The following is a 20,062-nucleotide window of genomic DNA, read 5'->3' on the forward strand; positions in this document are numbered from 1 at the left end:
ATCCGAAGATGGACGGGGTATCAACTAATCTGGCGTTGATTTTTGGCACGCTGTTGAGTTCTCAAGGAACGGACGCTTCCTTCGTACTCACCCTCAGTGACATTCTCTGGGGCTTTCCTCCGGGCGCTTCCCTTCGGTGTTTCCAGCTTAGCAGATCCGATTTCCGTTTCCGCCACCCGCTGGACCGGGCTGCCGAATTGGTATTCGCTTTCGCGCTTTCCCTTTCCGGCTTTTCAAACCCTACCAGCCTTTTCCCGCATTCCTGACCACCCACCCTGCGCGGACGCAGAGGTGTAGACCACTGGTGTAAACCAGTTAGGATGCGGCTTCAGTAGGTGCTGCCGACCCGCGGCTCAGAGTCGCGTCGTGGCCAGGCAGAGGTACGACAGTACATGTCACCGGCAGACGAGGCAAATCGTTTCCGGTGCCCTCCAGGTTCGCCCAACTAGCAACTCTCACGCGGAACCTGGACTTCCTATGACATACGCTTCTGAACAGTACGCCGTCCGGGACAAGCAGTGATGGCGGCACAAGAATCTCCACCCCTGGGAGGTCCCCATGACAGCCGTGACGTCGCCGCTGGCCGGCCGTGCGATCGGGCTCGCCGCTGTGCCCGATCCGGTGTTCTCCGGTGCGATGGTCGGTCCGGGTACCGCGATCGACCCGGTGCGTGAGCCCTCGGAGGCCGTCTCTCCCGTGGATGGCATCGTTGTCTCCCTGCACCCGCACGCCTTTGTCGTCGTGGACTCCGAAGGGCACGGAGTGCTCACCCATCTCGGCATCGACACGGTGCAGCTCAACGGTGAGGGCTTCGAGCTCCTCATCAACAAGGGCGACACCGTGACGCGTGGCCAGGCGATCGTGCGCTGGGACCCGGTCGCCGTCGAAGCGGCCGGCAAGTCCGCCATCTGCCCCGTCGTGGCGCTCGAGGCCTCGGCCGACTCGCTGGCAGGCGTCCGTGAGGACGGCGACGTGAAGGCGGGCGACGAGCTGTTCAGCTGGCAGTGACGTCACCGTCGTCATGACGGCCAACGGCAGTCGTACATCCATCGCGGTGGCTGGGACCGCCGCACAATCGGAGACGGGTGAAATGGAGACAACGCTGCGAGGCGTCGGCGTGAGCCACGGTGTGGCGATCGGCGAGGTTAGGCACATGGGGACGGCGGTGCTCGAGCCGCCGGCCAAGCAGATTCCGGCCGAGGATGCGGAGCGCGAACAGGGGCGCGCTCGCCAGGCCGTCGAGGCTGTGGCTGCCGACCTGATTGCGCGCGGCAATCTGGCAGGTGGCGAGGCGCAGCACGTGCTCGAGGCGCAGGCCATGATGGCGCAGGACCCGGAGCTCATGGCCGACGTCGAGCGACGTATCGCGGTGGGCAGCACGGCCGAGCGTGCGGTGTACGACGCGTTCGCCGCGTACCGGGCGCTGCTGGCGGGTGCCGGGGAGTATCTGGCCGGGCGTGTGGCGGACCTCGATGACGTGCGGAACCGGATCGTGGCGCGGCTGCTGGGTGTGCCGATGCCGGGTGTTCCGGACAGCGACGAGCCGTATGTGCTGATCGCCCGGGATCTCGCCCCCGCGGACACGGCGCTGCTCGACCCGGCGCTGGTGCTCGGTTTTGTGACCGAGGAGGGCGGGCCGACGAGTCACAGCGCGATTCTGGCGCGGGCGCTCGGGGTGCCGGCCGTGGTGGCGCTGCCGGGTGCGTGTGAGCTTGCCGAGGGCGCGGTCATCGCGGTCGACGGGAGCACCGGCGAGGTGTTCGTCGAGCCGAGCCTCGAGAAGCAGTCGCAGTTGGCCGAGGCGGCTGCGGCGCGGAAGGCGGCGCTTGCCGCGTCGTCCGGCCCGGGTGCCACGTCGGACGGGCACAAGGTGCCGCTGCTGGCCAATGTCGGCGGTCCCGCGGATGTGCCTGCCGCGGTGGAGGCCGGGGCCGAGGGTGTCGGTCTGTTCCGTACGGAGTTCCTGTTCCTGGACGACAGCAAGCGGGCGCCGTCGGAGGCCAAGCAGGTCGAGGCGTACCGCAAGGTGCTGGAGGCATTTCCCGAGGGCCGTGTGGTCGTACGGGTGCTGGATGCGGGTGCGGACAAGCCGCTGGACTTCCTCACGCCGGGCGACGAGCCGAACCCGGCGCTGGGTGTCCGGGGTCTGCGGACGCTGCTGGAGCATCCGGACGTGCTGCGGACGCAGCTGACCGCGCTGGCGAAGGCGGCCGAGGGGCTTCCGGTGTACCTCGAGGTCATGGCGCCGATGGTGGCGGACCGTACGGATGCGAAGGCGTTCGCGGACGCCTGCCGTGAGGCGGGGCTCAAGGCGAAGTTCGGCGCGATGGTCGAGATTCCGTCGGCGGCTCTGCGGGCGCGTTCGGTGCTGCAGGAGGTGGAGTTCCTGTCGCTGGGGACGAACGACCTGGCGCAGTACACCTTCGCGGCGGACCGGCAGGTGGGTGCGGTGTCCCGGTTGCAGGATCCGTGGCAGCCCGCGCTGCTCGACCTGGTGGCGCTGTCGGCGGAGGCGGCGAAGGCCGAGGGCAAGAGCTGTGGTGTGTGCGGTGAGGCCGCGTCGGATCCGCTGCTCGCGTGTGTGCTGACGGGTCTGGGTGTCACCTCTCTGTCGATGGGGGCGGCGTCGATTCCTTATGTGCGGGCGACGCTGGCGAAGTACACGCTGGCGCAGTGCGAGCGCGCTGCTGCCGCGGCGCGTGCTGCGGACACCGCCGAGGAGGCGCGGTTGGCCGCGCAGGCGGTGCTGTCCGGCGAGTGACCGGCGCGTGACCGGACGATTCGCCGTGTGGTGAGTCGTTGTGGTGTGAGGGGGCTTCCCGCCTGGGGTGGGAGGCCCCCTCTTGCGATTCGGCGGTGCGATTCAGTGGTGCGGGGTCGTACCGGGCGGGTCGCCGAGGTCGAAGCCCGCGCGGTACTCGACGCCGGGCTCGGGTGAGAGTGGCTCCCCTGTGTCGGCGTCCGTGCAGTACGCGCTGAAGACCTCGCCTTCGGTGAGCGGGATCAGCCGTCCCTCGTGGAGGCGCCAGCCGCGGAGCTGGTCGGGGGCGTCGTCGGTGGAGGTGCGCAGCACCACTCCCCCGGGGCCTTCGAGGGCGATGCCGGCGGCGAGGACGGTGGCGAACTCCGCGCCTTCGCCGGCGTCGAGGACGGCGGGGTTTCCGGTGCGGCACACGGCGTGCAGGACCGCCAGGAGTTGTTCGTCGGCCGCGGGGACGCTGCAGACGAGATGGTGTGTGCCGGGGCCGGCGGTTTCGAGCAGGGTGAGGAGCAGTTGGGAGGCGCGGTCGAAGGCGGCGCGGCCGATGTCCTCGCCGCAGTCCGCGCAGGCTCCGAGGTCGCCGAGCAGCCAGGTCGCGTACTCCCAGGTGGCCTGGCGGACCGATCTGTTGATGAGCAGCGGCACCAGGTGGTCGATGGGCTGGCCGGTGTACGCGACGGTGGGGCCTGCTGCGGCGATCTCCGCGGTGTACCGGCTGCGGCTGGTGGAGCTGTCCGGGTCGAGTCCTGTTTCGGTGCAGAAGCGGGCGAAGTCCTCCGGGTCGAAGAGGGCGACGGTGGTGTGTCCGCTCTGGGAGGAGAGTGCTCTGAGCAGGCCTTCGACCTGGTGGAGGTAGCCGGGATGGTCGGTGAAGGTGAAGCTGCGGTACCGGCACATGGCGGCGAAGTCCTGCTCGTCGACGAGCAGGCCGACGGTGGCCGGGACGTCGCGGCGCAGGGCGCGCCGCATGGACTGCTGCTGGTTCTTGGTGTGCGCCATGAATCCCCCTGGTTCCCCCTGGGCGCTGTTGATCAGTGCTCACTCACCGTAATCGTGAGCACTGACAACGCGTTCCGGCGGCGGCCCGGGGTCAGGCGCGCTTGCGTGCCAGCTCCTCGTAGAAGCGCAGCAGGTCGAGGTTGTCGACCGAGCCGGGGTTGACGGCCTTGGCGAGGGCCGTGCCCTGGAGGAGGCGCTTGACGGGGACTTCGATGCGCTTGCCGGTGAGGGTGTGGGGAACGCCGGGGACCTCGATGATGTCGTCGGGGACGTGGCGCGGGGAGAGCTGTTCGCGGATGGTGCGCTTGATCCGGTCGCGCAGGTCGTCGCCGAGGGTGGCGCCGGGGGCGAGGTGGACGAAGAGGGGCATCCAGTAGCCGCCGTCGGGTTCTTCGAGGCCGATGACGAGGGACTCGCGGATTTCCGGGAGGCGTTCGACGGCTTCGTAGATGTCGGCGGAGCCCATGCGTACGCCCTGGCGGTTGAGCGTGGAGTCGGAGCGGCCGTGGATGATGACCGAGCCGTGGTCGGTGATGGTGATCCAGTCGCCGTGGCGCCAGACCCCGGGGAACATCTCGAAGTAGCTGTCGCGGTAGCGGCTGCCGTCGGGGTCGTTCCAGAAGTGGATGGGCATGGACGGCATGGGGTTGGTGACGACGAGTTCGCCGACCTCGCCGGTGAGGGGTTTGCCGTGCGGGTCCCAGGCCTGGAGGTCGGTGCCGAGGCAGGGTGCCTGGAGTTCGCCGATGTGGACGGGGAGGGTGGGGACGGCGCCGGCGAAGCAGCTGCAGACGTCTGTTCCGCCGCTGACGGAGGCGATCCAGAGGTCGTCGCGGACCTCGTCGTGGAGCCAGCGGAAGCCGTCGGGCGGGAGGGGTGAGCCGGTGGTGGCGACGCACTGGACGCGGGAGAGGTCGTGGTCGCGTCCGGGGTGCACGTCGGCCTTGCGGCAGGCCATCACGTATGCGGCGGAGGTGCCGAAGAGGGTGGCGCCGGTGCGTTCGGCGATGGCCCACTGGGCGCCGGTCTCGGGGTAGCCGGGGCTGCCGTCGTACAGGATGACGGTGGTGCCGGTGAGGAGGCCGGAGACGAGGAAGTTCCACATCATCCAGCCGGTGGAGGTGTACCAGAAGAAGCGGTCTCCGGGGCCGAGGTCGCAGTGGAGGCCGAGCTGCTTGAAGTGTTCGAGGAGGATGCCGCCCTGGGACTGGACGATGGCCTTGGGGAGACCGGTGGTGCCGGAGGAGTAGAGGACCCACAGCGGGTGGTCGAAGGGGACCTGCTCGAAGACGGGCTCGGTGTCGCCGGCGGTCAGCTCGGACCAGTCGAGGGCGCCTTCGGGGGCGGGGGTGCCGAGCAGCGGGATGTGGACGACGGCGCGCAGGGTGGGGAGTTCGCGGCGGAGTTCGGCGACGGTGTCGCGGCGGTCGTGTTCCTTGCCGCCGTAGCGGTAGCCGTCGACGGTGAAGAGGACGACGGGTTCGACCTGCTGGAAGCGGTCGAGGACGCTGCGGGCGCCGAAGTCGGGGGCGCAGGAGGTCCAGACGGCGCCCACTGCGGCGGTGGCGAGGAGGGCGGTGACGGCCTGCGGGATGTTGGGGAGGTAGCCGCTGACGCGGTCGCCGGGGCGTACGCCGAGGGCGCGGAGTTCGGCCGCGAGGGACCCGACCTGGCGGCGGAGCTCGGACCAGCTGATGGGCGCCGGTTCGTGTGTCTCGTCCACATGAATGAGGGCGGGCTCATGGGCGCGCGTGCTGTCTTCGGCGGTGCGAAGGGCGTGCTCGGCGTAGTTGAGGGTGGCGCTGGTGAACCATTGGGCTCCGGGCATGGTCCGGTCGCCCAGTACCTGCTCGTACGGGGTGGAGAACCGTACGTCGAACCAGTCGGCGACGGCCTGCCAGAAGGTCTCCAGCTCGTCGACGGACCAGCGGTGCAGCGCGGGGTAGCCGCCGTCGGCGGGGGCGCCGTACCGTTCCGCCGCCCAGGCCTGGAAGCGGGTGATGCGGGCGGAGGCGATGCGGGCGGCGTCCGGCTGCCAGAGGGGGGCAGGGTTCGCTGCTGAGGTCATGGGGCGGCTCCCGGGCGGCTGTGTGCTGTACGCGTGGTGGGCGTGTGTCCCGCGCACGGGCGTGGGTGTGCGCGTGACGCGGCTGTCGCTGACAGGACGATGTCATGTGATCGTCTTGTGCACCAGGGTTCCCCGCCCATGGTCGGGTGGCTGTTTGTGTGCTCGCACCACGGGTGAACGGAAGTTGAACGGACCCCGCCAAACCGCTGGTGGATGGCAGGGTGAGCAGCATGAACGGTCGTGGGCTGGTGCGCTCGGTGAAGGTGTTCGGCACGGTGCAGGGGCTGCGTGCGGTGCGTGCGGCGTGGCGTCGGAGGCGTACGGATGCGTGGGGGCTGCCGGCGCGGGGGGCTGAGCGGGCCCGGGTGCCGGGGGCGGTGGTGGATGCCGAGCCGTTGCCCGGCGGCGGGGTCGTGCGTTTTGCGCGCTCGGAGCTTCGGGTGCGGGTGGCGGTGGGCGGGAGCGTCTTCTGGGGGTGGGACGGGGCCGGGCCCGAGCCGTCGTACGCGCTGGCGGGCGCTCCGCCCGAGGTCGATCCGCGCGCCGAGCTGGAGCCCGACAAGGACGGCGGCTGGCGGGTCGTGTCGGAGCGGGTGACGGTGGCGGTGTCGCGGCACGGCGCGGTGGAGGTGCGGACTCCGGGCGGGGTGGTGCTGCGCCGGGATCTGCCGCCGCGCTGGTGGGAGCCGGTGGGCGGGGGGCCGGCGCGCTGGCTGCAGCGCTCCGAAGTGCCTGCCGACGCCCGGTTCTTCGGGCTGGGTGGGCGGTCGTCGGGGCCGCGGTTGCGGAACGGGACGTACCGGCTGTGGAACACCGATCCGCGGGGCAGTTTCGGTCCGGGCGACGATCCGCTGTACATCACGATGCCGGTGCAACTGGTGGTGTCGGACGCGGGGACGCATCTGGCGTTTCATGACAATCCATGGGATGGCCGTGTGTCGCTGCGGGAGGGCGAGGAGGGCGCCGGCTCCGGGCACGACAGGCCGGGCACGAGTGAGGTGCGGATGGCCGGCGGTCCGTTGCGCTGCTGGGTGATCGCGGGCACTCCGGCGCGCGTGCTGCGCGGTTGGACGGCGCTCACCGGTGTGCCCGCGCTCCCCCCGTCGTGGGCGCTCGGGCCGCAGCACGCGCGCTGGGGCTTCGGCAGTGAGCGTGAGGTGCGGCGGGTGGTGGCGGGCTACCGGGAGCGGGGGCTGCCGCTGTCGGCCCTGCACTTGGACATCGACCACTACGACGGCCACCGGGTCTTCTCGGTCGACCGTGCGCGCTTTCCCGATCTGCCGGGGCTGGCGAAGGAGCTGCGAGCGGACGGTGTGCGGCTGGTGTCGATCGTCGACCCTGCGGTGAAGGCGGAGCCGGGCGACGCCGTGTACGAGAGCGGTTCGGCGGTCGGGGATGCCGGGGCGTTCGTGCGGGATGCGCGGGGGCGGGAGGTGCGCGGTGTGGTGTGGCCGGGTGAGTGCGTGTATCCGGACTTCACCGATCCGCCGGTGCGTGCCTGGTGGGGCGGGCTGTACGAGGAGCGGCTCGCGCAGGGTTTCGCGGGGGTGTGGCACGACATGAACGAGCCGGTGTCGTTCACGCCGTTCGGCGACATGACGTTGCCGCGGTCGGCCCGGCATGCGCTGGAGGGGCGCGGCGGCGATCATCGCGAGGCCCACAATGTGTATGCGCTCGGGATGGCGCGGGCGGGGTACGAGGGTTTGCGGCGGCTGCGTCCGCAGGAGCGGCCGTTCCTGTTCTCGCGCTCCGGGTGGGCGGGGATGCAGCGGTACGGCGGGACCTGGTCCGGCGATGTGTCGACGGGCTGGCCGGGGCTGCGGGCGTCGCTCTCGCTCGTGCTGGGGCTGGGGCTGTGCGGGGTGCCCTACTCGGGTCCGGACGTGGGCGGTTTCGACGGCAGTCCGTCGCCCGAGCTGTATCTGCGGTGGTTCCAGCTCGGCGCGTATCTGCCGCTGTTCCGTACGCATGCGGCGATCGACGCGGGGCGCAGGGAGCCGTGGGAGTTCGGTCCGCAGGTCCTCGGCCATGCGAAGGCGGCGATGCTCGAACGGGAGCGGCTGCGCCCGTACTTCGTGACGCTGGCGCATCTGGCGCGGCTCACCGGGGCGCCGTACGTGCGGCCTCTGTGGTGGGGTGCGCCGGACGACCGGGCGTTGCGGAACTGCGAGGACGCCTTTCTGCTGGGCGATGCGCTGCTGGTGGCGCCGGTGCTGGAGCGGGGGACGGACCGGCGTGCGGTGCGGCTGCCGCGGGGGCGGTGGTACGACATGGTGACGGGTGAGGCGTACGAGGGGCCGGGGCAGGTGCTGCTGGACGCGCCGCTGTCGCGGATTCCGGTGCTGGTGCGGGCGGGTGCGGTGATTCCGGTGCGGGGCGATGACGGCTCGGTCGAGCTGGAGGTGTGGGCGCCGGCGGCGGGGCGCACGGGCAGTGGGCTGGTCGTCGAGGAGCCCCGCGAGGAGTCGGCGGAGGGTGTGCCGGTGGGCGGTGCACCGGCGCGGCCGGAGGTGGAGCGGTACGCGTCCCGGCTGGTGGGCGGTCGGGTGGTCGTGGAGCGGGTGACGGAAGGCGGTGCGGCGAAGGTGTCGCGGCCGGTGCGGGTGCGCGGGCTGGCGTGACGGCCCGTGCGGGTGCGGGGCCGGCCCGTATGCGTCCGGGGTCCGGCGTGACCGGTCCGGGGGCCTGCGGGGCCGGCGGTGTAGCCGCTACGCGTACGTTCCGGCGAACCAGCGCCGTACCGCGATCGTGTGCAGCGGGAACGCCAGCTCGGCCGGCTCGTGGAGGAGATGCCAGCCCTCGGTCTCGTCGGTCGGGGCGGTGTGCGGGAGTTCCGCCGCCGGGCGCTCGGGGAGCAGGCCGAACAGGAGCAGGTGGCCACCGGGTGAGCTGAGGGCGTCGGCCAGCCGGACGTCCTGGTGGGCGGCCTCGATGCCGGTCTCTTCACGGAGTTCGCGTACGACCGCGTGCTGCCAGTCCTCGGAGTGGTCGATGAATCCGCCGGGCAGCGCGATGCCGCCGCGCTGGGGCTCGATGGTGCGGGTGATGACGACGAGTCCGGTGCCGCGCGGGGTGGTGGCGGGGAGGAGCGCGACGGCGACGGGCAGGGGATTGCGGTAGGCCGTGTCGCTGCAGACGACGCAGGTGCGGGGCCAGCCGGTGGTGCCGTCCGGGTAGCGGGCCCCGCAGCTGGAGCAGTGGGAGTCCCTGACAGGGGTGGGTGCGGGGGTCGGTGCGGGGGTCGGTGCGGGGGTCGGTGCGGGGGTCGGTGCGGGGGTCGGTGCGGGGGTCGGTGCGGGGGTCGGTGCGGGGGTCGGTGCGGGGGCGGGGGCGTTGGGCTCGGTCACACGCGGACTGTACGTGAGGTGGCCGCGCCCGGTCAGCGCGTCACGGCCGCGCCGGCGACCTCCAGGACACCGGGAAGTCGAAGTAGGTGTCGGGGAAGAGCTCCGGCTTGTGGGTGAAGTGCCACCACTCCTCGGGGAGGTTGACGAAGCCTGCGTCGGCGAGGGTGTTCTTGAGGAGTTGGCGGTTGGCGCGCTGCTCACCCTGGATGCGGGGGTCGTCGGTGTGCGAGAGGGTGTCGAAGCAGTCGAATCCGGTGCCCATGTCGAGGGAGTTGTCCGGGAACCTCTCGCTCCGGGGTGCGTAGCAGGGGACCAGTTCCTCGCCGGGGCGGTACGGGCGGGTCCTCTTGGCGGGGAGCTGGACGATGGTCAGGTCGACGGTGCTGCCGCGGCTGTGTCCCGACTTCTCCGCGATGTAACCGTCCTCGAACAGCCTCGACTTGTCGACATGGGGATAGAACTCGGCCTTCATGCGCTCGTCGGACAGGTCCTTGGCCCAGCGGACGAAGTGGTCGACCGCGCGCTGCGGCCGGTAGCAGTCGTAGACCTTGAGGGAGTAGCCCTGGCGCAGGAGTTGGCGCTGGGCGCGCTGGAGGGCCTGGGCGGCGGGCCGGGTGAGGATGCATACGGGCTGCTCGTAGCCGTCGATCGGTTCGCCGATGAAGTTGTGCGGGGTGGTGTAGCGCATCTCCTGGATGATCGTCGGGGCGACGGTGCGCAGGGCGACGAATTCGTCCGGGGCTTTCGGTTCGGTCGCGGCCCGGGCGGCGGGGGACGTGGTCGTGACGGCCAGGAGGGCGGCGGCGGTGAGGGTCAGGGCGCGGAATGCGGAAGCGAGTCCTCTCATGCGCACCGTTGTCTATCAGGAACGGGTGGCCGGAACCACCCCGCGGCCACGGGCCGGCCCTCCGTGGCCACCGGATCGGCGCCCCGTGCCTCCAGGGCCGGAACCAACTCTTCCGGCTTCCGGCCGCGTTCTCTCCGTGGCACACTCCTGACGATGCCTGACGATCCGTCAGATCGAGGTGGGAGGGACAGGCCGTGGCGCGCACACGTACGCCCGTGGTGGCCGGATGGTTCACCGACGGTGAGGACGAAAGGGAGTTCAGGCTCCTGGGCACCCGCTGCACCGCCTGCTCCGTGGTGTTCTTCCCGCGCGAGGACGCGTACTGCCGCAATCCGGGCTGCGTGGGCGGCGGTGAGCCGGCGGAGGTGGCCCTGTCGAAGCGGGGGCGCGTGTGGTCGTACACGGACGGGAGGTACCGGCCGCCGGCGCCGTACGTCTCGGACCCGGATGCGCGGTGGGAGCCGTACACGCTGGTCGCGGTCGAGCTCGCGGAGGAGCGGATGGTGGTCCTCGGGCAGGCGGCGCCGGGGGTGACTGTCGGGGATCTCGCGGTCGGCATGGAGGTCGAGGTGGTGCCGGGGATCCTCATCGAGGACGCTGACACCACGTGGACGACCTGGCACTGGCGTCCGGTGGGGGGTGGCCGATGACCGGCGACATCGCCGTCCTTGGGGCGGGAATGCATCCGTGGGGCAAATGGGGCAAGAGCTTCGTCGAGTACGGAACGGTCGCGGCCCGTGCCGCGCTCGCCGACGCCGGCATCGGCTGGCGGGACGTCCAGTCGGTCGTCGGCGCGGACACCGTCCGGGGCGGCTATCCCGGATACGTGGCGGGTGCCACGTTCGCCCGGGCGCTGGGCTGGCAGGGGGCAAGGGTCACCAGCGTGTACGCGGCGTGCGCGTCCGGCGCCCAGGCGGTCGGCGCCGCCCGGGCACAGATCCTGGCCGGGCTGGCGGACGTCGTGCTCGTCGTGGGCGCCGACTCCGCGCCCAAGGGGTTCTTCGCACCCGCGGGCGGCGACCGTCCCGACGATCCCGACTGGCTGCGCTTCCGGGTGCTCGGGGCGACGAATCCCGCGTACTTCGCGCTGTACGCGCGGCGTCGCATGGCTCTGCACGGCGACACGCAGGACGACTTCGCGCAGGTGAAGGTGAAGAACGCGGCGGCCGGGGCGCTGAACCCGTACGCCCGCTACCGCAAGGCGGTGACCGCCGGTGACGTCGCCGCGTCCGCGGTCGTCGCAGATCCGCTGCGGCTGCTCGACATCTGCGCCACGTCCGACGGCGCCGCCGCGCTCGTCCTGTCGAGCATGGAGTACGCGCGGCGGCACGGGGCGGCCGATCCGGTCCGTATCCGCGCCGTCTCGACCGTCACCCCCGCCTTCCCGAGGACCGTCCTCGACCTGCCGGACATCGCCACGGACTCGGCCGCCGCGGTGGAGCCGCCCGCGCTCGGCTTCCGGGCGTCGATCGCGCGGGCCGCGTACGAGGAGGCCGGGCTCGGGCCCATGGATCTCTCGCTCGCCGAGGTGTACGACCTGTCCACGGCGCTGGAGCTGGAGTGGTACGAGGACATCGGGCTGTGCGCGGCGGGTGAGGGCGCGAAGCTGGTGCGGGAGGGCGTGACGGCGCTCGGCGGGCGCGTGCCGGTCAATGCGAGCGGGGGCCTCGCCTCGTTCGGGGAGGCCGTGCCGGCGCAGGCGATCGCCCAGGTGTGCGAACTGACCTGGCAGTTGCGGGGTGTGGCCGGGGCACGGCAGGTGACGGGTGCGCGGGCGGGAATCACCGCGAACCAGGGGCTGTTCGGCCACGGTTCGGCGATCGTCGCGGTCCGCTGAGGCCGCGGGCGAGCGGCAGGGCGTACGGCTCGCGGCTCGGCGTTCCCCGCGGATGGGTGGGTCGTGAACTGCGGCTGCTGTCGGGATCCTTGACGGTGCAGTAGCAGGGGAGAAAACTGCGTCTTCGTCGGCGCCACATGTCTCCGTCGCCGCAGTTCGACGTGCATGCGCGCGCGCCCATGCACGCGTACGGCCGTGCATGCGTACGGCCATGCACGCGCACGCTCACCACGCTCGTCACGGACGCCGGGCGAGGCTCGGGACGGACGCCTGTGCCCGCTGACTCCGGCTCCGTAGCCATGGGAACCAACCCAGCCCAGGAGCCTCCATGAGCAACGCAGACATCTTCCTCGGTGAGGTCATCGGGACCGCGATACTCATCCTCTTCGGCGCAGGCGTGTGCGCCGCGGTCACGTTGCACCACTCCAAGGCGAGAGCCTCCGGCTGGATCGTGATCACCTTCGGCTGGGGATTCGGTGTGCTCGCGGGCGCGTACACCGCGGCACCGCTGTCCGGCGGGCATCTCAATCCGGCCGTGACCGTGGGCGTCGCCGTCGACACCGGCGAGTGGGGCGAAGTGCCGCTGTACATCGCCGCGCAGATGACCGGCGCGGTCGTCGGCGCCGTGCTGGCCTGGCTGGTCTACTACGCGCAGTTCCAGGCCAATTCCGGGGCGAACGCCCAGCCCACGTTGGGGATCTTCGCTACGGTTCCGGAGATACGCAAGCCCGTCGCGAATCTCGTCACCGAGATCATCGCGACGACCGGGCTGGTCCTGCCGGTTCTTGCCTTCGGGCGGAACGCCGGGATCGGCATCGGCCCGATCCCCGGCGGGGCCGCCGGGATCTACGGCTCGGGTATCTCGATCCTGCTGGTGTCGCTGCTGGTCGTCGGGATCGGTCTGTCGCTGGGCGGGCCGACCGGTTACGCCATCAATCCGGCGCGCGATCTGGGCCCAAGGATCACGCACGCGGTGCTGCCCATTCCCCACAAGGGGACGTCCGACTGGAGGTACGCCTGGATTCCCGTCGTGGGACCGCTGGTGGGGGGTCTCCTCGCGGGCCTCGTCTTCAACGCCGCGTTCTGACGCGACGCCGCGTTCGGACCCGCCCCCGCGTTCGGACCCGCCCCCGCGTTCGGACCCGACACCGTGTCCGGACCAGACCCCGCGTTGCGATTCGACGCAGCGCTCCGATTCAACAGCCGTGTTCCGACCGCGCAAACAGCCTCCCGGGAGCAGCCCTCCCGGAGCAGCACCTCCGAGAAGGGGACGTCATGACGGACACCTCCCAGAAATTCGTCGCGGCGATCGACCAGGGCACCACGTCGAGCCGCTGCATCATCTTCGGCCAGGACGGCGCCATCGTCGCCGTCGACCAGCGCGAACACCGTCAGATCTTCCCCAAGCCGGGCTGGGTCGAGCACGACGCGACCGAGATCTGGTCGAAGGTCCAGGCCGTCGTGGCCGGGGCGCTGGCCAAGGCGGGGCTGCGTGCCGAACAGCTCAGCGCGCTCGGCATCACCAACCAGCGCGAGACGACGGTGCTGTGGGACCGATCCACGGGCAAACCCGTGCACAATGCCATCGTGTGGCAGGACACGCGGACCGCGGCACTGTGCACCGAACTCGGCGGCACGGACGGGCAGGACCGCTTCCGTGATGCCACCGGGCTTCCGCTCGCCAGCTACTTCTCGGGTCCGAAGGCCGCCTGGCTGCTGGACAACGTGCCCGGACTGCGGGGCAGGGCGGAGCGCGGCGAGATCGCGTTCGGCACCGTCGACTCCTGGCTGATCTGGAATCTCACCGGCGGCACGAACGGCGGTGTGCACGTCACGGACGTCACCAATGCCTCGCGCACCATGCTGATGAACCTGGAGACCCTCCAGTGGGACGCATCGATCCTCGCGGCGATGCGGGTGCCCGAGGCGGTGCTCCCGGAGATCAGGTCGTCGGCCGAGGTGTACGGGACGGCCGTCGGGCAGCTCGACGGGGTGCCGGTCGCCTCGGCACTCGGCGACCAGCAGGCCGCGATCTTCGGCCAGGCCTGCTACGACACGGGAACGGCGAAGAACACGTACGGCACGGGAAGCTTCCTGCTGCTCAACACCGGCAACCGGCCCGTTCCTTCGAAGAGCGGGCTGATCACCACGCTCGGCTACAAGATCGGCGACGAGGCTCCCGTCTACTGCCTGGAGGGCTCGATCGCGATCACCGGCGCTCTGGTGCAGTGGTTCCGCGACCAGCTCGGGATCATCCGCAGCGCGGACGAGATCGAGACGCTGGCGTCGAGCGTGGACGACAACGGCGGGGCCTACATCGTGCCGGCCTTCTCCGGCCTGTACGCGCCCTACTGGCGGGCCGACGCCCGCGGTGTCATCACCGGACTGACCCGCTATGTGACCAAGGCGCATCTGGCGCGGGCGGTGCTGGAGGCGACGAGCTGGCAGACGCGCGAGGTCGTGGACGCCATGTACCAGGACTCGGGCGTGCCGATCACGACACTGAAGGTCGACGGCGGAATGACCGCCAACCAGCTGCTGATGCAGCATCAGGCCGATGTGCTGGGCGTGCCCGTGATCCGGCCGAAGGTGTCCGAGACGACGTGCCTGGGCGCGGCGTACGCGGCCGGTCTCGCCACGGGGGTGTGGGGCGGCCTGGACGAGCTGAAGGCGCACTGGCAGCGCGATGTGGAGTGGTCGCCGCGGATGGCCGCGGAGATGAGGGAGCGGGAGTACGACAACTGGCGCAAGGCCGTGGAGCGCAGCTTCGGCTGGGAGGAACACGCCTAGGGCCGGTCCGACCGATCCACGGGACACGCCCCACGGCCCCATGGCCCCGTGGCCTCAACGCCCCGTAGCCCGGCGTTCCCAAGGACCCCGTGAGCCACGGCCCGTACCCCTGTCGGTGGGGGTACGGGCCGTGTTGTTCCCCGGTCGCCCCGGGTCAGGTCGTGGCGGGCTCGCGCTCCCGGGTGGAGCGCACGAGGGCGTGTTCCACCACCGACACCAGTACCGACTTGACCGACTCCCGGTCCCGCGCGTCGCACATCATCAGCGGCACCTCGGGGTCGAGGTCGAGCGCGGCCCGTACCGTCTCCGCCGCGAAACGGTCGGCGCCCTCGAAGCAGTTCACACCGACGGTGAACGGGATCCCGCGGCGTTCGAAGTAGTCGACGGCCGCGAACGAGTCCTCCAGGCGGCGCGTGTCGGCCAGGACGACCGCGCCGAGCGCCCCCTGGGCCAGCTCGTCCCAGAGGAACCAGAAGCGGTCCTGGCCCGGCGTACCGAAGAGGTAGAGCACGAGGTCGTCGCGGAGGGTGATCCGGCCGAAGTCCATGGCGACGGTGGTGGTGCTCTTGGCCTCGACGCCGTCGAGGTCGTCGACGGGCCGGCCGGCCTCGCTCAGGGTCTCCTCGGTGCGCAGCGGTCTGATCTCGCTGACCGCGCCGACGAGCGTCGTCTTGCCGACCCCGAAGCCACCCGCCACCAGGATCTTCAGCGTCACCGGCTCGACCGGCCGTGGTGAGCCCGTGCGGCTAGAGCGCCCGAAGACCATTGATCACCTCGCGGAGAATGCTCACGTCCGGCAGCTCGGCCGGCGGAACGGGACGGGTTACGTGGACCAGGTCGTCGTCGACGAGATCGCCCACCAGGACCCGGACCACCCCGACGGGGAGGTCGAGTCCGGCCGCGAGCTCGGCGATCGACTGGGGGATCGTGCTGCAGCGTTCGACGATCTCGACGTGTTCGGGCGAGAGCGTCTGGTCCCTGCCCGGGTCGTCGGCCGCCGGTTCGGGGACGACGAGCGCGATCAGGTCGAGCCGGTGCCGGGTCGCACTGCTGGTACGGCCGCGGGTCATCGCATACGGACGGACCACCGGTCCCGCTTCGTCGTCGAACCAGTGGTGCGCCTGCTCGGCCTGCTGGGCTTCCCGGGCCTGCCGTTGATGCTGTCCGGGGTCGTTCATGCCATTCCACTCACCCTCCGGAGGTCAGCCCGGTCCGTGGTGCCGTGGCGAGGTGGACGCCCACCCGCTTGACCATCAGCGTCATCTCGTACGCGACCTGTCCGACGTCGGAGTCGGCGTCGGACAGTACGGCGAGGCAGCTCCCGTCGCCCGCCGCGGTGACGAAGAGGAAGGCGTCGTCGAGCTCGACGACGGTCTGCCGCACGCGTCCCGCGTCGAAGTGGCGGCCCACGCCCTTGGCCAGGCTGTGGAACCCGGAGGCGACGGCGGCGAGATGTTCTCCGTCCTCCCGGGTGAGGTCCTTGGACGAGCCGGTCGCGAGGCCGTCGCTGGAGAGCACGAGTGCCTTGCGGATGGAGCCGACCCGCTCGACCAGCTCGTCGAGAAGCCAGTTGAGCTCGCCGCTCGTGGTGGCGTCGTGTGCTGCGGCGTTCGGTGCGGTCATCGACCGTTCCCCTCCGGTGTGGTTCCTTGTGCCGTTTCGCCGGGGCCGGTGGTGTCCTCGGCGTTCTGCAGACGTCCGCGCTGCCAGCCGCGTTGCAGCGAGGCCATGCGGTCGCGTACTTCTTCCGCGTCACGTTCGATGTCCGGCTCGCCGGCCGGTGCCCCGGGGGTGCCGGCGGCGCGGGTGCCGGGCGCGTCCGCGCGCAGCTGTGGGGCCAGGCTGGCCTGGCGCACGCGCCGCGGCAGGCCGCCGAGCGCGGCGGGGGCGGGGCTCGTGCCGTCCGTGGCGGACACTGCGCCCGGGCCCGAGGCCGTGCCCGGCGTCGGGCTCGTGCCGGTGGCCGCGGTCGTGTTGGTGCCCGTGCCCCGGGTCGTGTTCGTGCCTGAAGCCGGGCCCAGTGCGCGGTCCGTGGACGGTGCCGGGCGCAGGCCGTCCGGTATCCGGTCCGATGGCCGGGCCGATGCGGATGCGGATGCGGATGCGGATGCAGACGCGGTGTCCGGCTGCGCCTCCGTGGTCCGCCCGGACGACGGATGGGCGCGGCCCTGCTCGTCCACCCTGCGGCCGTTGTCGCTGACCAGCGTCGGCTGCTTCCGGCGGGGCAGCGGAACGGGCCCCGCCGGGCGCCGGCCGTCGCGCGGATGCTCGCGCACCCGGTCGTTGGCCTGCGGGTGCTGCTCGTCGGCGGGCGTGCGCAGGAAGTCCCGGGCGCGGAAGAGTCCGCCCCGCTCGCTCTCCGTGTCCTCGATGTCGGCAGTGGTGTCGAGCGCGCCGATGGAGTCGATCGTGTCGATGGCGACGATGGCCGGGCGGTCGTCGAAGTCCGGCGTGCCGACCGGGGGCTCCAGTTCGACGGGTCCGTCGAGCACGGTGGAGCTGCCGAGTCCCGTGGGGACCTGCGACAGCGCGGCGAGCCTGCCGCCCTCGGTGCGCCGCCGGTCGCGGTCCCTGTCCCAGTCGCCGCGGCCGCTCTTGCGGTCGAGCCGGAAGCCGGTGCCCTCGGTCTCGGGGGCGTCGGTGAGCAGCGCCGCCGGGATGAAGACGACCGCGGTGGTCCCTCCGTACGGGGACGGCTGAAGCGAGACCCGGACGTTCTGCCGCTGGGCGAGCCGGCTGACCACGAACAGGCCGAGCCGGTCGGTGTCGGAGAGCTCGAACTCGGGGGTCTCGGCGAGGCGGAGGTTGGCGTCGAGGAGCGCCTCGGGTGCCATGCCGAGGCCCCGGTCGTGGATCTCCAGGGTGAAGCCGTTGGCCACCCGCTCGCCATGGACCTGGACGGCGGTGTGCGGGGGCGAGAAGACGGTGGCGTTCTCCAGCAGTTCGGCGATGAGGTGGGTGAGGTCGGCGACGGCGGGCCCGCCCACGCCGATGCGCGGCAGGCGGCGGACCTCGATGCGCTCGTAGTCCTCGACCTCGGCGACCGCGGCCCGTACGACGTCCATCAGCTGGATCGGCTTGCGCCACTGGCGGGACGGGGCGGCGCCGGAGAGGATCACCAGGCCCTCGGCGTGTCGGCGCATACGGGTGGTGAGGTGGTCGAGCCGGAACAGGTCCGCGAGCTCCTCGGTGTCCTCCGTGCGCCGTTCCATCGTGTCGAGCAGCGTGAGCTGGCGGTGGAGCAGCACCTGGTTGCGGCGCGCGAGGTTCACGAAGACCTCGGACACGCCGCGGCGCACGTCGGCCTGCTTGACGGCGGCCTCGACGGCCGCGCGCTGGAGGGTGTTGAGGGCCTGGCCGACCTGGCCGATCTCGTCCTTCTCGTATTCCAGGTGCGGCGCCTCGGTCTCGACGTCGACGGTCTCACCGGCGGCGAGCCGGCGCATGACGCTGGGCAGGCGGACCCCGGAGACCTCGTGGGCCTCCTTGCGCAGCCGGGACAGGGCGCGGGCCAGATCACGGCCGATGTGTACGGAGACGACGAGGGAGATCAGCAGGGCGAGGAAGCCGAGGACGCCGGCGATGCCCGCCTTGACGAGGACGTCGTACGCGGCGGGCTCGACGCGGTCCTTGTAGCGGTTGCCCGCCTCGGTGCTCTGGCGGGCGAGGTCGTCCAGGACCGGTGTGGCCAGTTCCTCCCATCGCCCGGCGTCGACGGCGCGGGGGTTCTTGCCGGGGCCCGCGGTGATCAGCTTCTCCTCGGCCTCGCGCAGGGGCTGCGTGTCCGGGCTGCGCCAGTACTTCTCGAGGGTGTCGCGCTCGGACGAGGGCAGGACCTCGAGGCTGGTCTCGTACAGGAGTTTACGGTTGGCGGCGAGGTCGGAGACCGCGCGGATCTCCTCGGCGGTGATCCTGCGCGTGATCAGGGCGGAGATCACGAGCGCGTCCTCGCGGGAGAGCAGCTCACGGGCGCGTACGACGCCGACGAGGGCGCGGCCCTGCTTCTCGAGTTCCACGTCCTCGAGTGCGTGGAGGGAGTTGAGGAAGCTGTAGCAGGGGTCGACGAGCCGGTTGTAGAAGTCGAGGGCCTGGGCGCGGGTGATGGCGCTCTGCTCGACGTTGCGGCGCAGCGAGCCGAGTCCGTCGAGGGCGTCGAGGATCGAGTTCATCCGCTGCGAGACGTCCGGGCGTATGGAGTCGCGGACGCCGGGGTCCTCGGCGTTCCTTCGGATTTCGGCCACGGCGGCGTCGGTGGCCGCGCGGTGGCGGCGCAGGGTGGTCAGGGCGTCGGAGGCACGCGGGTCCGCGAGATAGACCATCGTCTGGCGGCGTTCCTTCTGGATGACACGGACGGTGTCCTCCAGGGGATAGCCGACCCGGTCGATGATGTAGCCGACGTCCAGGAGCTGTTTGGCCTCCTGGCCGGTGATCGCGGTCGCGAATCCCCACAGCGCGGTGAGGGACACCAGCGGCACGAGCAGCAACGCCACGATCTTCCTGCGGATGGACTTCCCGCGAAAGCGCATGGCCTCCCCCTGATCGGCGCCCGCGGTGGGCGGGCGGTGATTCCGCTTGTGGTCTCCGTCAACAAACGGCGCGAGCCTACTACTGACGCACTGACAACTCGAAGGCACGTCCGGACGTTTTTCGGCCGCGCGAGGTTGCGTTGATCATGAGTTGTCCTGGTATTCGGGGAGTTGGACCACCGGCCTGTGTCAGAGGACACCAGGCAGGAGGCGGCGATCCGTTGGCGAACGGATGGCTGGAATTCTTCGTTCCGCGGGAATCTTCGACACGTGTTGTTCGTCTTTCTGTACGGGGAGCAAGAGTTGGGACCAGCAGTCGGGGAGCAGGAGCTGCCGGGGGTTGCGGGGGTTTCAGGGGTTCCGGGGGCATTGACGTGGTGCGTGATGCGCGGGCGTCGGCGTAAAGGGGCCGAATCCGGGCAGCCACCCTGCAGTCGGACAGCGGTGGGGAGTGAACGCGGACCATGGGTACGGCGAATGAGACGGGTGTGCCGCGGCGGCTCTGGGTGGAGGAGCCGGCGGTTCGGCGGCGGATGCCAGATCCGGTGCGCACGGCGGCCGTGCGTGCGGTGATCGTGACGGCGGTGACGCTGATTCAGGCGATGACGGCGTTCCTGTTCAGCGTCACGGGCTCGTGGCTGGCGTTCCCGCTGGTCCTGAGCAGCGTGGGCAGCACGGTCGTGGCGACGTGGGCGGTGCTGGACGTCTGGGTGACCCGGCAGGTGTGGAACCAGCGGCACGGTGTGGTCTCGGTCCCGAGCAGTACGGCGCGGCAGCTGCGGCGCGAGCGGCGGCGGGCCCGTCGCACGGCCCGGGCGGCGGCGCGGGAGGCCGCGCGCATACGGAGGCGGGGCACGGGCGGCAGGCTGTCGGAGGCCTGAAGTCCC

At 71.2% G+C, this 20,062-nt stretch carries 17 protein-coding genes; 9 read left to right on the top strand and 8 right to left on the bottom strand.

Annotated features, from left to right (window positions below; translation table 11 throughout):
• The 3 genes from ACFV9O_RS26930 to ptsP form a co-directional block, all read left to right on the top strand.
• The coding region (locus ACFV9O_RS26930) for a hypothetical protein (protein ID WP_385422123.1) at window positions 1–266 on the top strand (266 nt) is incomplete at its 5' end.
• 292 nt (window positions 267–558) lie between these two features.
• Window positions 559–1,008: a PTS glucose transporter subunit IIA gene (locus ACFV9O_RS26935; protein ID WP_385422124.1), complete on the top strand. Its 450-nt coding sequence runs from the start codon at window positions 559–561 to the stop codon at window positions 1,006–1,008.
• A gap of 82 nt (window positions 1,009–1,090) precedes the next feature.
• Window positions 1,091–2,761, top strand: coding sequence for a phosphoenolpyruvate--protein phosphotransferase (ptsP, locus tag ACFV9O_RS26940; RefSeq protein ID WP_385422126.1), 1,671 nt, complete (start codon window positions 1,091–1,093; stop codon window positions 2,759–2,761).
• Between the two features lie 102 nt (window positions 2,762–2,863).
• Here the strand turns inward: ptsP and ACFV9O_RS26945 are convergent, their stop codons facing one another.
• A complete protein-coding gene (locus ACFV9O_RS26945; RefSeq protein WP_385422128.1) occupies window positions 2,864–3,760 on the bottom strand; it encodes a hypothetical protein in 897 nt (298 codons plus the stop codon).
• 91 nt (window positions 3,761–3,851) lie between these two features.
• Window positions 3,852–5,828 carry an acetoacetate--CoA ligase gene (locus ACFV9O_RS26950; RefSeq protein ID WP_385422130.1) on the bottom strand — a complete coding sequence of 659 codons (1,977 nt, stop codon included), beginning with the start codon at window positions 5,826–5,828 and terminating at the stop codon, window positions 3,852–3,854.
• Between the two features lie 230 nt (window positions 5,829–6,058).
• Here ACFV9O_RS26950 and ACFV9O_RS26955 point away from each other — a divergent pair, with 230 nt between their 5' ends.
• Window positions 6,059–8,449: a glycoside hydrolase family 31 protein gene (locus tag ACFV9O_RS26955; RefSeq protein WP_385422201.1), complete on the top strand. Its 2,391-nt coding sequence runs from the start codon at window positions 6,059–6,061 to the stop codon at window positions 8,447–8,449.
• Between the two features lie 87 nt (window positions 8,450–8,536).
• Here the strand turns inward: ACFV9O_RS26955 and ACFV9O_RS26960 are convergent, their stop codons facing one another.
• Together ACFV9O_RS26960 and ACFV9O_RS26965 are read right to left on the bottom strand one after the other, a co-directional pair.
• Complete coding sequence (locus ACFV9O_RS26960) at window positions 8,537–9,175, bottom strand: NUDIX domain-containing protein (RefSeq protein WP_385422132.1); 639 nt, start codon at window positions 9,173–9,175, stop codon at window positions 8,537–8,539.
• A gap of 40 nt (window positions 9,176–9,215) precedes the next feature.
• The gene (locus tag ACFV9O_RS26965) at window positions 9,216–10,022 is read right to left on the bottom strand and encodes a M15 family metallopeptidase (RefSeq protein ID WP_385422134.1); all 807 of its coding nucleotides are present in this window, start codon (window positions 10,020–10,022) and stop codon (window positions 9,216–9,218) included.
• 194 nt (window positions 10,023–10,216) lie between these two features.
• On the opposite strand from ACFV9O_RS26965, the gene ACFV9O_RS26970 reads away from it, so the two are divergent.
• From ACFV9O_RS26970 to glpK, 4 genes are all read left to right on the top strand, one after another.
• Window positions 10,217–10,672, top strand: a complete 456-nt coding sequence (locus ACFV9O_RS26970; protein ID WP_385422136.1) for a Zn-ribbon domain-containing OB-fold protein — start codon at window positions 10,217–10,219, stop codon at window positions 10,670–10,672.
• Entirely contained in the window at window positions 10,669–11,859 is a 1,191-nt protein-coding gene (locus ACFV9O_RS26975) for a lipid-transfer protein (protein WP_385422203.1), read from the top strand. The genes ACFV9O_RS26970 and ACFV9O_RS26975 overlap by 4 nt, the downstream gene beginning before the upstream one ends.
• Window positions 11,860–12,187: 328 nt before the next feature.
• Window positions 12,188–12,946: an MIP/aquaporin family protein gene (locus ACFV9O_RS26980; protein ID WP_385422138.1), complete on the top strand. Its 759-nt coding sequence runs from the start codon at window positions 12,188–12,190 to the stop codon at window positions 12,944–12,946.
• Window positions 12,947–13,134: 188 nt separating this feature from the next.
• On the top strand, window positions 13,135–14,649 hold the full coding sequence (gene glpK, locus ACFV9O_RS26985) for a glycerol kinase GlpK (RefSeq protein WP_385422140.1): 1,515 nt from the start codon (window positions 13,135–13,137) through the stop codon (window positions 14,647–14,649).
• Between the two features lie 154 nt (window positions 14,650–14,803).
• Here glpK and ACFV9O_RS26990 read toward each other — a convergent pair whose 3' ends face one another.
• The 4 genes from ACFV9O_RS26990 to ACFV9O_RS27005 are packed head-to-tail and all read right to left on the bottom strand — an operon-like array spanning window position 14,804 to window position 19,175.
• A complete protein-coding gene (locus ACFV9O_RS26990; protein ID WP_385422142.1) occupies window positions 14,804–15,415 on the bottom strand; it encodes an ATP/GTP-binding protein in 612 nt (203 codons plus the stop codon).
• A complete protein-coding gene (locus ACFV9O_RS26995) occupies window positions 15,396–15,827 on the bottom strand; it encodes a DUF742 domain-containing protein (RefSeq protein WP_385422144.1) in 432 nt (143 codons plus the stop codon). The genes ACFV9O_RS26990 and ACFV9O_RS26995 overlap by 20 nt, the downstream gene beginning before the upstream one ends.
• 10 nt (window positions 15,828–15,837) lie before the next feature.
• Window positions 15,838–16,272 (bottom strand): roadblock/LC7 domain-containing protein, encoded by a 435-nt coding sequence (locus ACFV9O_RS27000; protein WP_385422146.1) that lies wholly within the window; start codon window positions 16,270–16,272, stop codon window positions 15,838–15,840.
• Window positions 16,269–19,175 carry a nitrate- and nitrite sensing domain-containing protein gene (locus tag ACFV9O_RS27005; protein ID WP_385422148.1) on the bottom strand — a complete coding sequence of 969 codons (2,907 nt, stop codon included), beginning with the start codon at window positions 19,173–19,175 and terminating at the stop codon, window positions 16,269–16,271. Before ACFV9O_RS27005 ends, ACFV9O_RS27000 begins: the two co-directional genes overlap by 4 nt.
• 464 nt (window positions 19,176–19,639) lie before the next feature.
• On the opposite strand from ACFV9O_RS27005, the gene ACFV9O_RS27010 reads away from it, so the two are divergent.
• The gene (locus ACFV9O_RS27010) at window positions 19,640–20,056 is read left to right on the top strand and encodes a hypothetical protein (protein WP_385422150.1); all 417 of its coding nucleotides are present in this window, start codon (window positions 19,640–19,642) and stop codon (window positions 20,054–20,056) included.
• The last annotated feature ends 6 nt before the right edge of the window (window positions 20,057–20,062 follow it).

The sequence above is a fragment of the Streptomyces sp. NPDC059909 genome, from assembly GCF_042730885.1.
Classification (GTDB): domain Bacteria; phylum Actinomycetota; class Actinomycetes; order Streptomycetales; family Streptomycetaceae; genus Streptomyces.

Coding starts and splice junctions, on each gene's coding strand:
- ACFV9O_RS26935 (WP_385422124.1), top strand. CDS start 559: ATGACAGCCGTGACGTCGCCGCTGGCCGGCCGTGCGATCGGGCTCGCC.
- ptsP (WP_385422126.1), top strand. CDS start 1,091: ATGGAGACAACGCTGCGAGGCGTCGGCGTGAGCCACGGTGTGGCGATC.
- ACFV9O_RS26945 (WP_385422128.1), bottom strand. CDS start 3,760: ATGGCGCACACCAAGAACCAGCAGCAGTCCATGCGGCGCGCCCTGCGC.
- ACFV9O_RS26950 (WP_385422130.1), bottom strand. CDS start 5,828: ATGACCTCAGCAGCGAACCCTGCCCCCCTCTGGCAGCCGGACGCCGCC.
- ACFV9O_RS26955 (WP_385422201.1), top strand. CDS start 6,059: ATGAACGGTCGTGGGCTGGTGCGCTCGGTGAAGGTGTTCGGCACGGTG.
- ACFV9O_RS26965 (WP_385422134.1), bottom strand. CDS start 10,022: ATGAGAGGACTCGCTTCCGCATTCCGCGCCCTGACCCTCACCGCCGCC.
- ACFV9O_RS26975 (WP_385422203.1), top strand. CDS start 10,669: ATGACCGGCGACATCGCCGTCCTTGGGGCGGGAATGCATCCGTGGGGC.
- ACFV9O_RS26980 (WP_385422138.1), top strand. CDS start 12,188: ATGAGCAACGCAGACATCTTCCTCGGTGAGGTCATCGGGACCGCGATA.
- glpK (WP_385422140.1), top strand. CDS start 13,135: ATGACGGACACCTCCCAGAAATTCGTCGCGGCGATCGACCAGGGCACC.
- ACFV9O_RS26990 (WP_385422142.1), bottom strand. CDS start 15,415: ATGGTCTTCGGGCGCTCTAGCCGCACGGGCTCACCACGGCCGGTCGAG.
- ACFV9O_RS26995 (WP_385422144.1), bottom strand. CDS start 15,827: ATGAACGACCCCGGACAGCATCAACGGCAGGCCCGGGAAGCCCAGCAG.
- ACFV9O_RS27000 (WP_385422146.1), bottom strand. CDS start 16,272: ATGACCGCACCGAACGCCGCAGCACACGACGCCACCACGAGCGGCGAG.
- ACFV9O_RS27005 (WP_385422148.1), bottom strand. CDS start 19,175: ATGCGCTTTCGCGGGAAGTCCATCCGCAGGAAGATCGTGGCGTTGCTG.
- ACFV9O_RS27010 (WP_385422150.1), top strand. CDS start 19,640: ATGGGTACGGCGAATGAGACGGGTGTGCCGCGGCGGCTCTGGGTGGAG.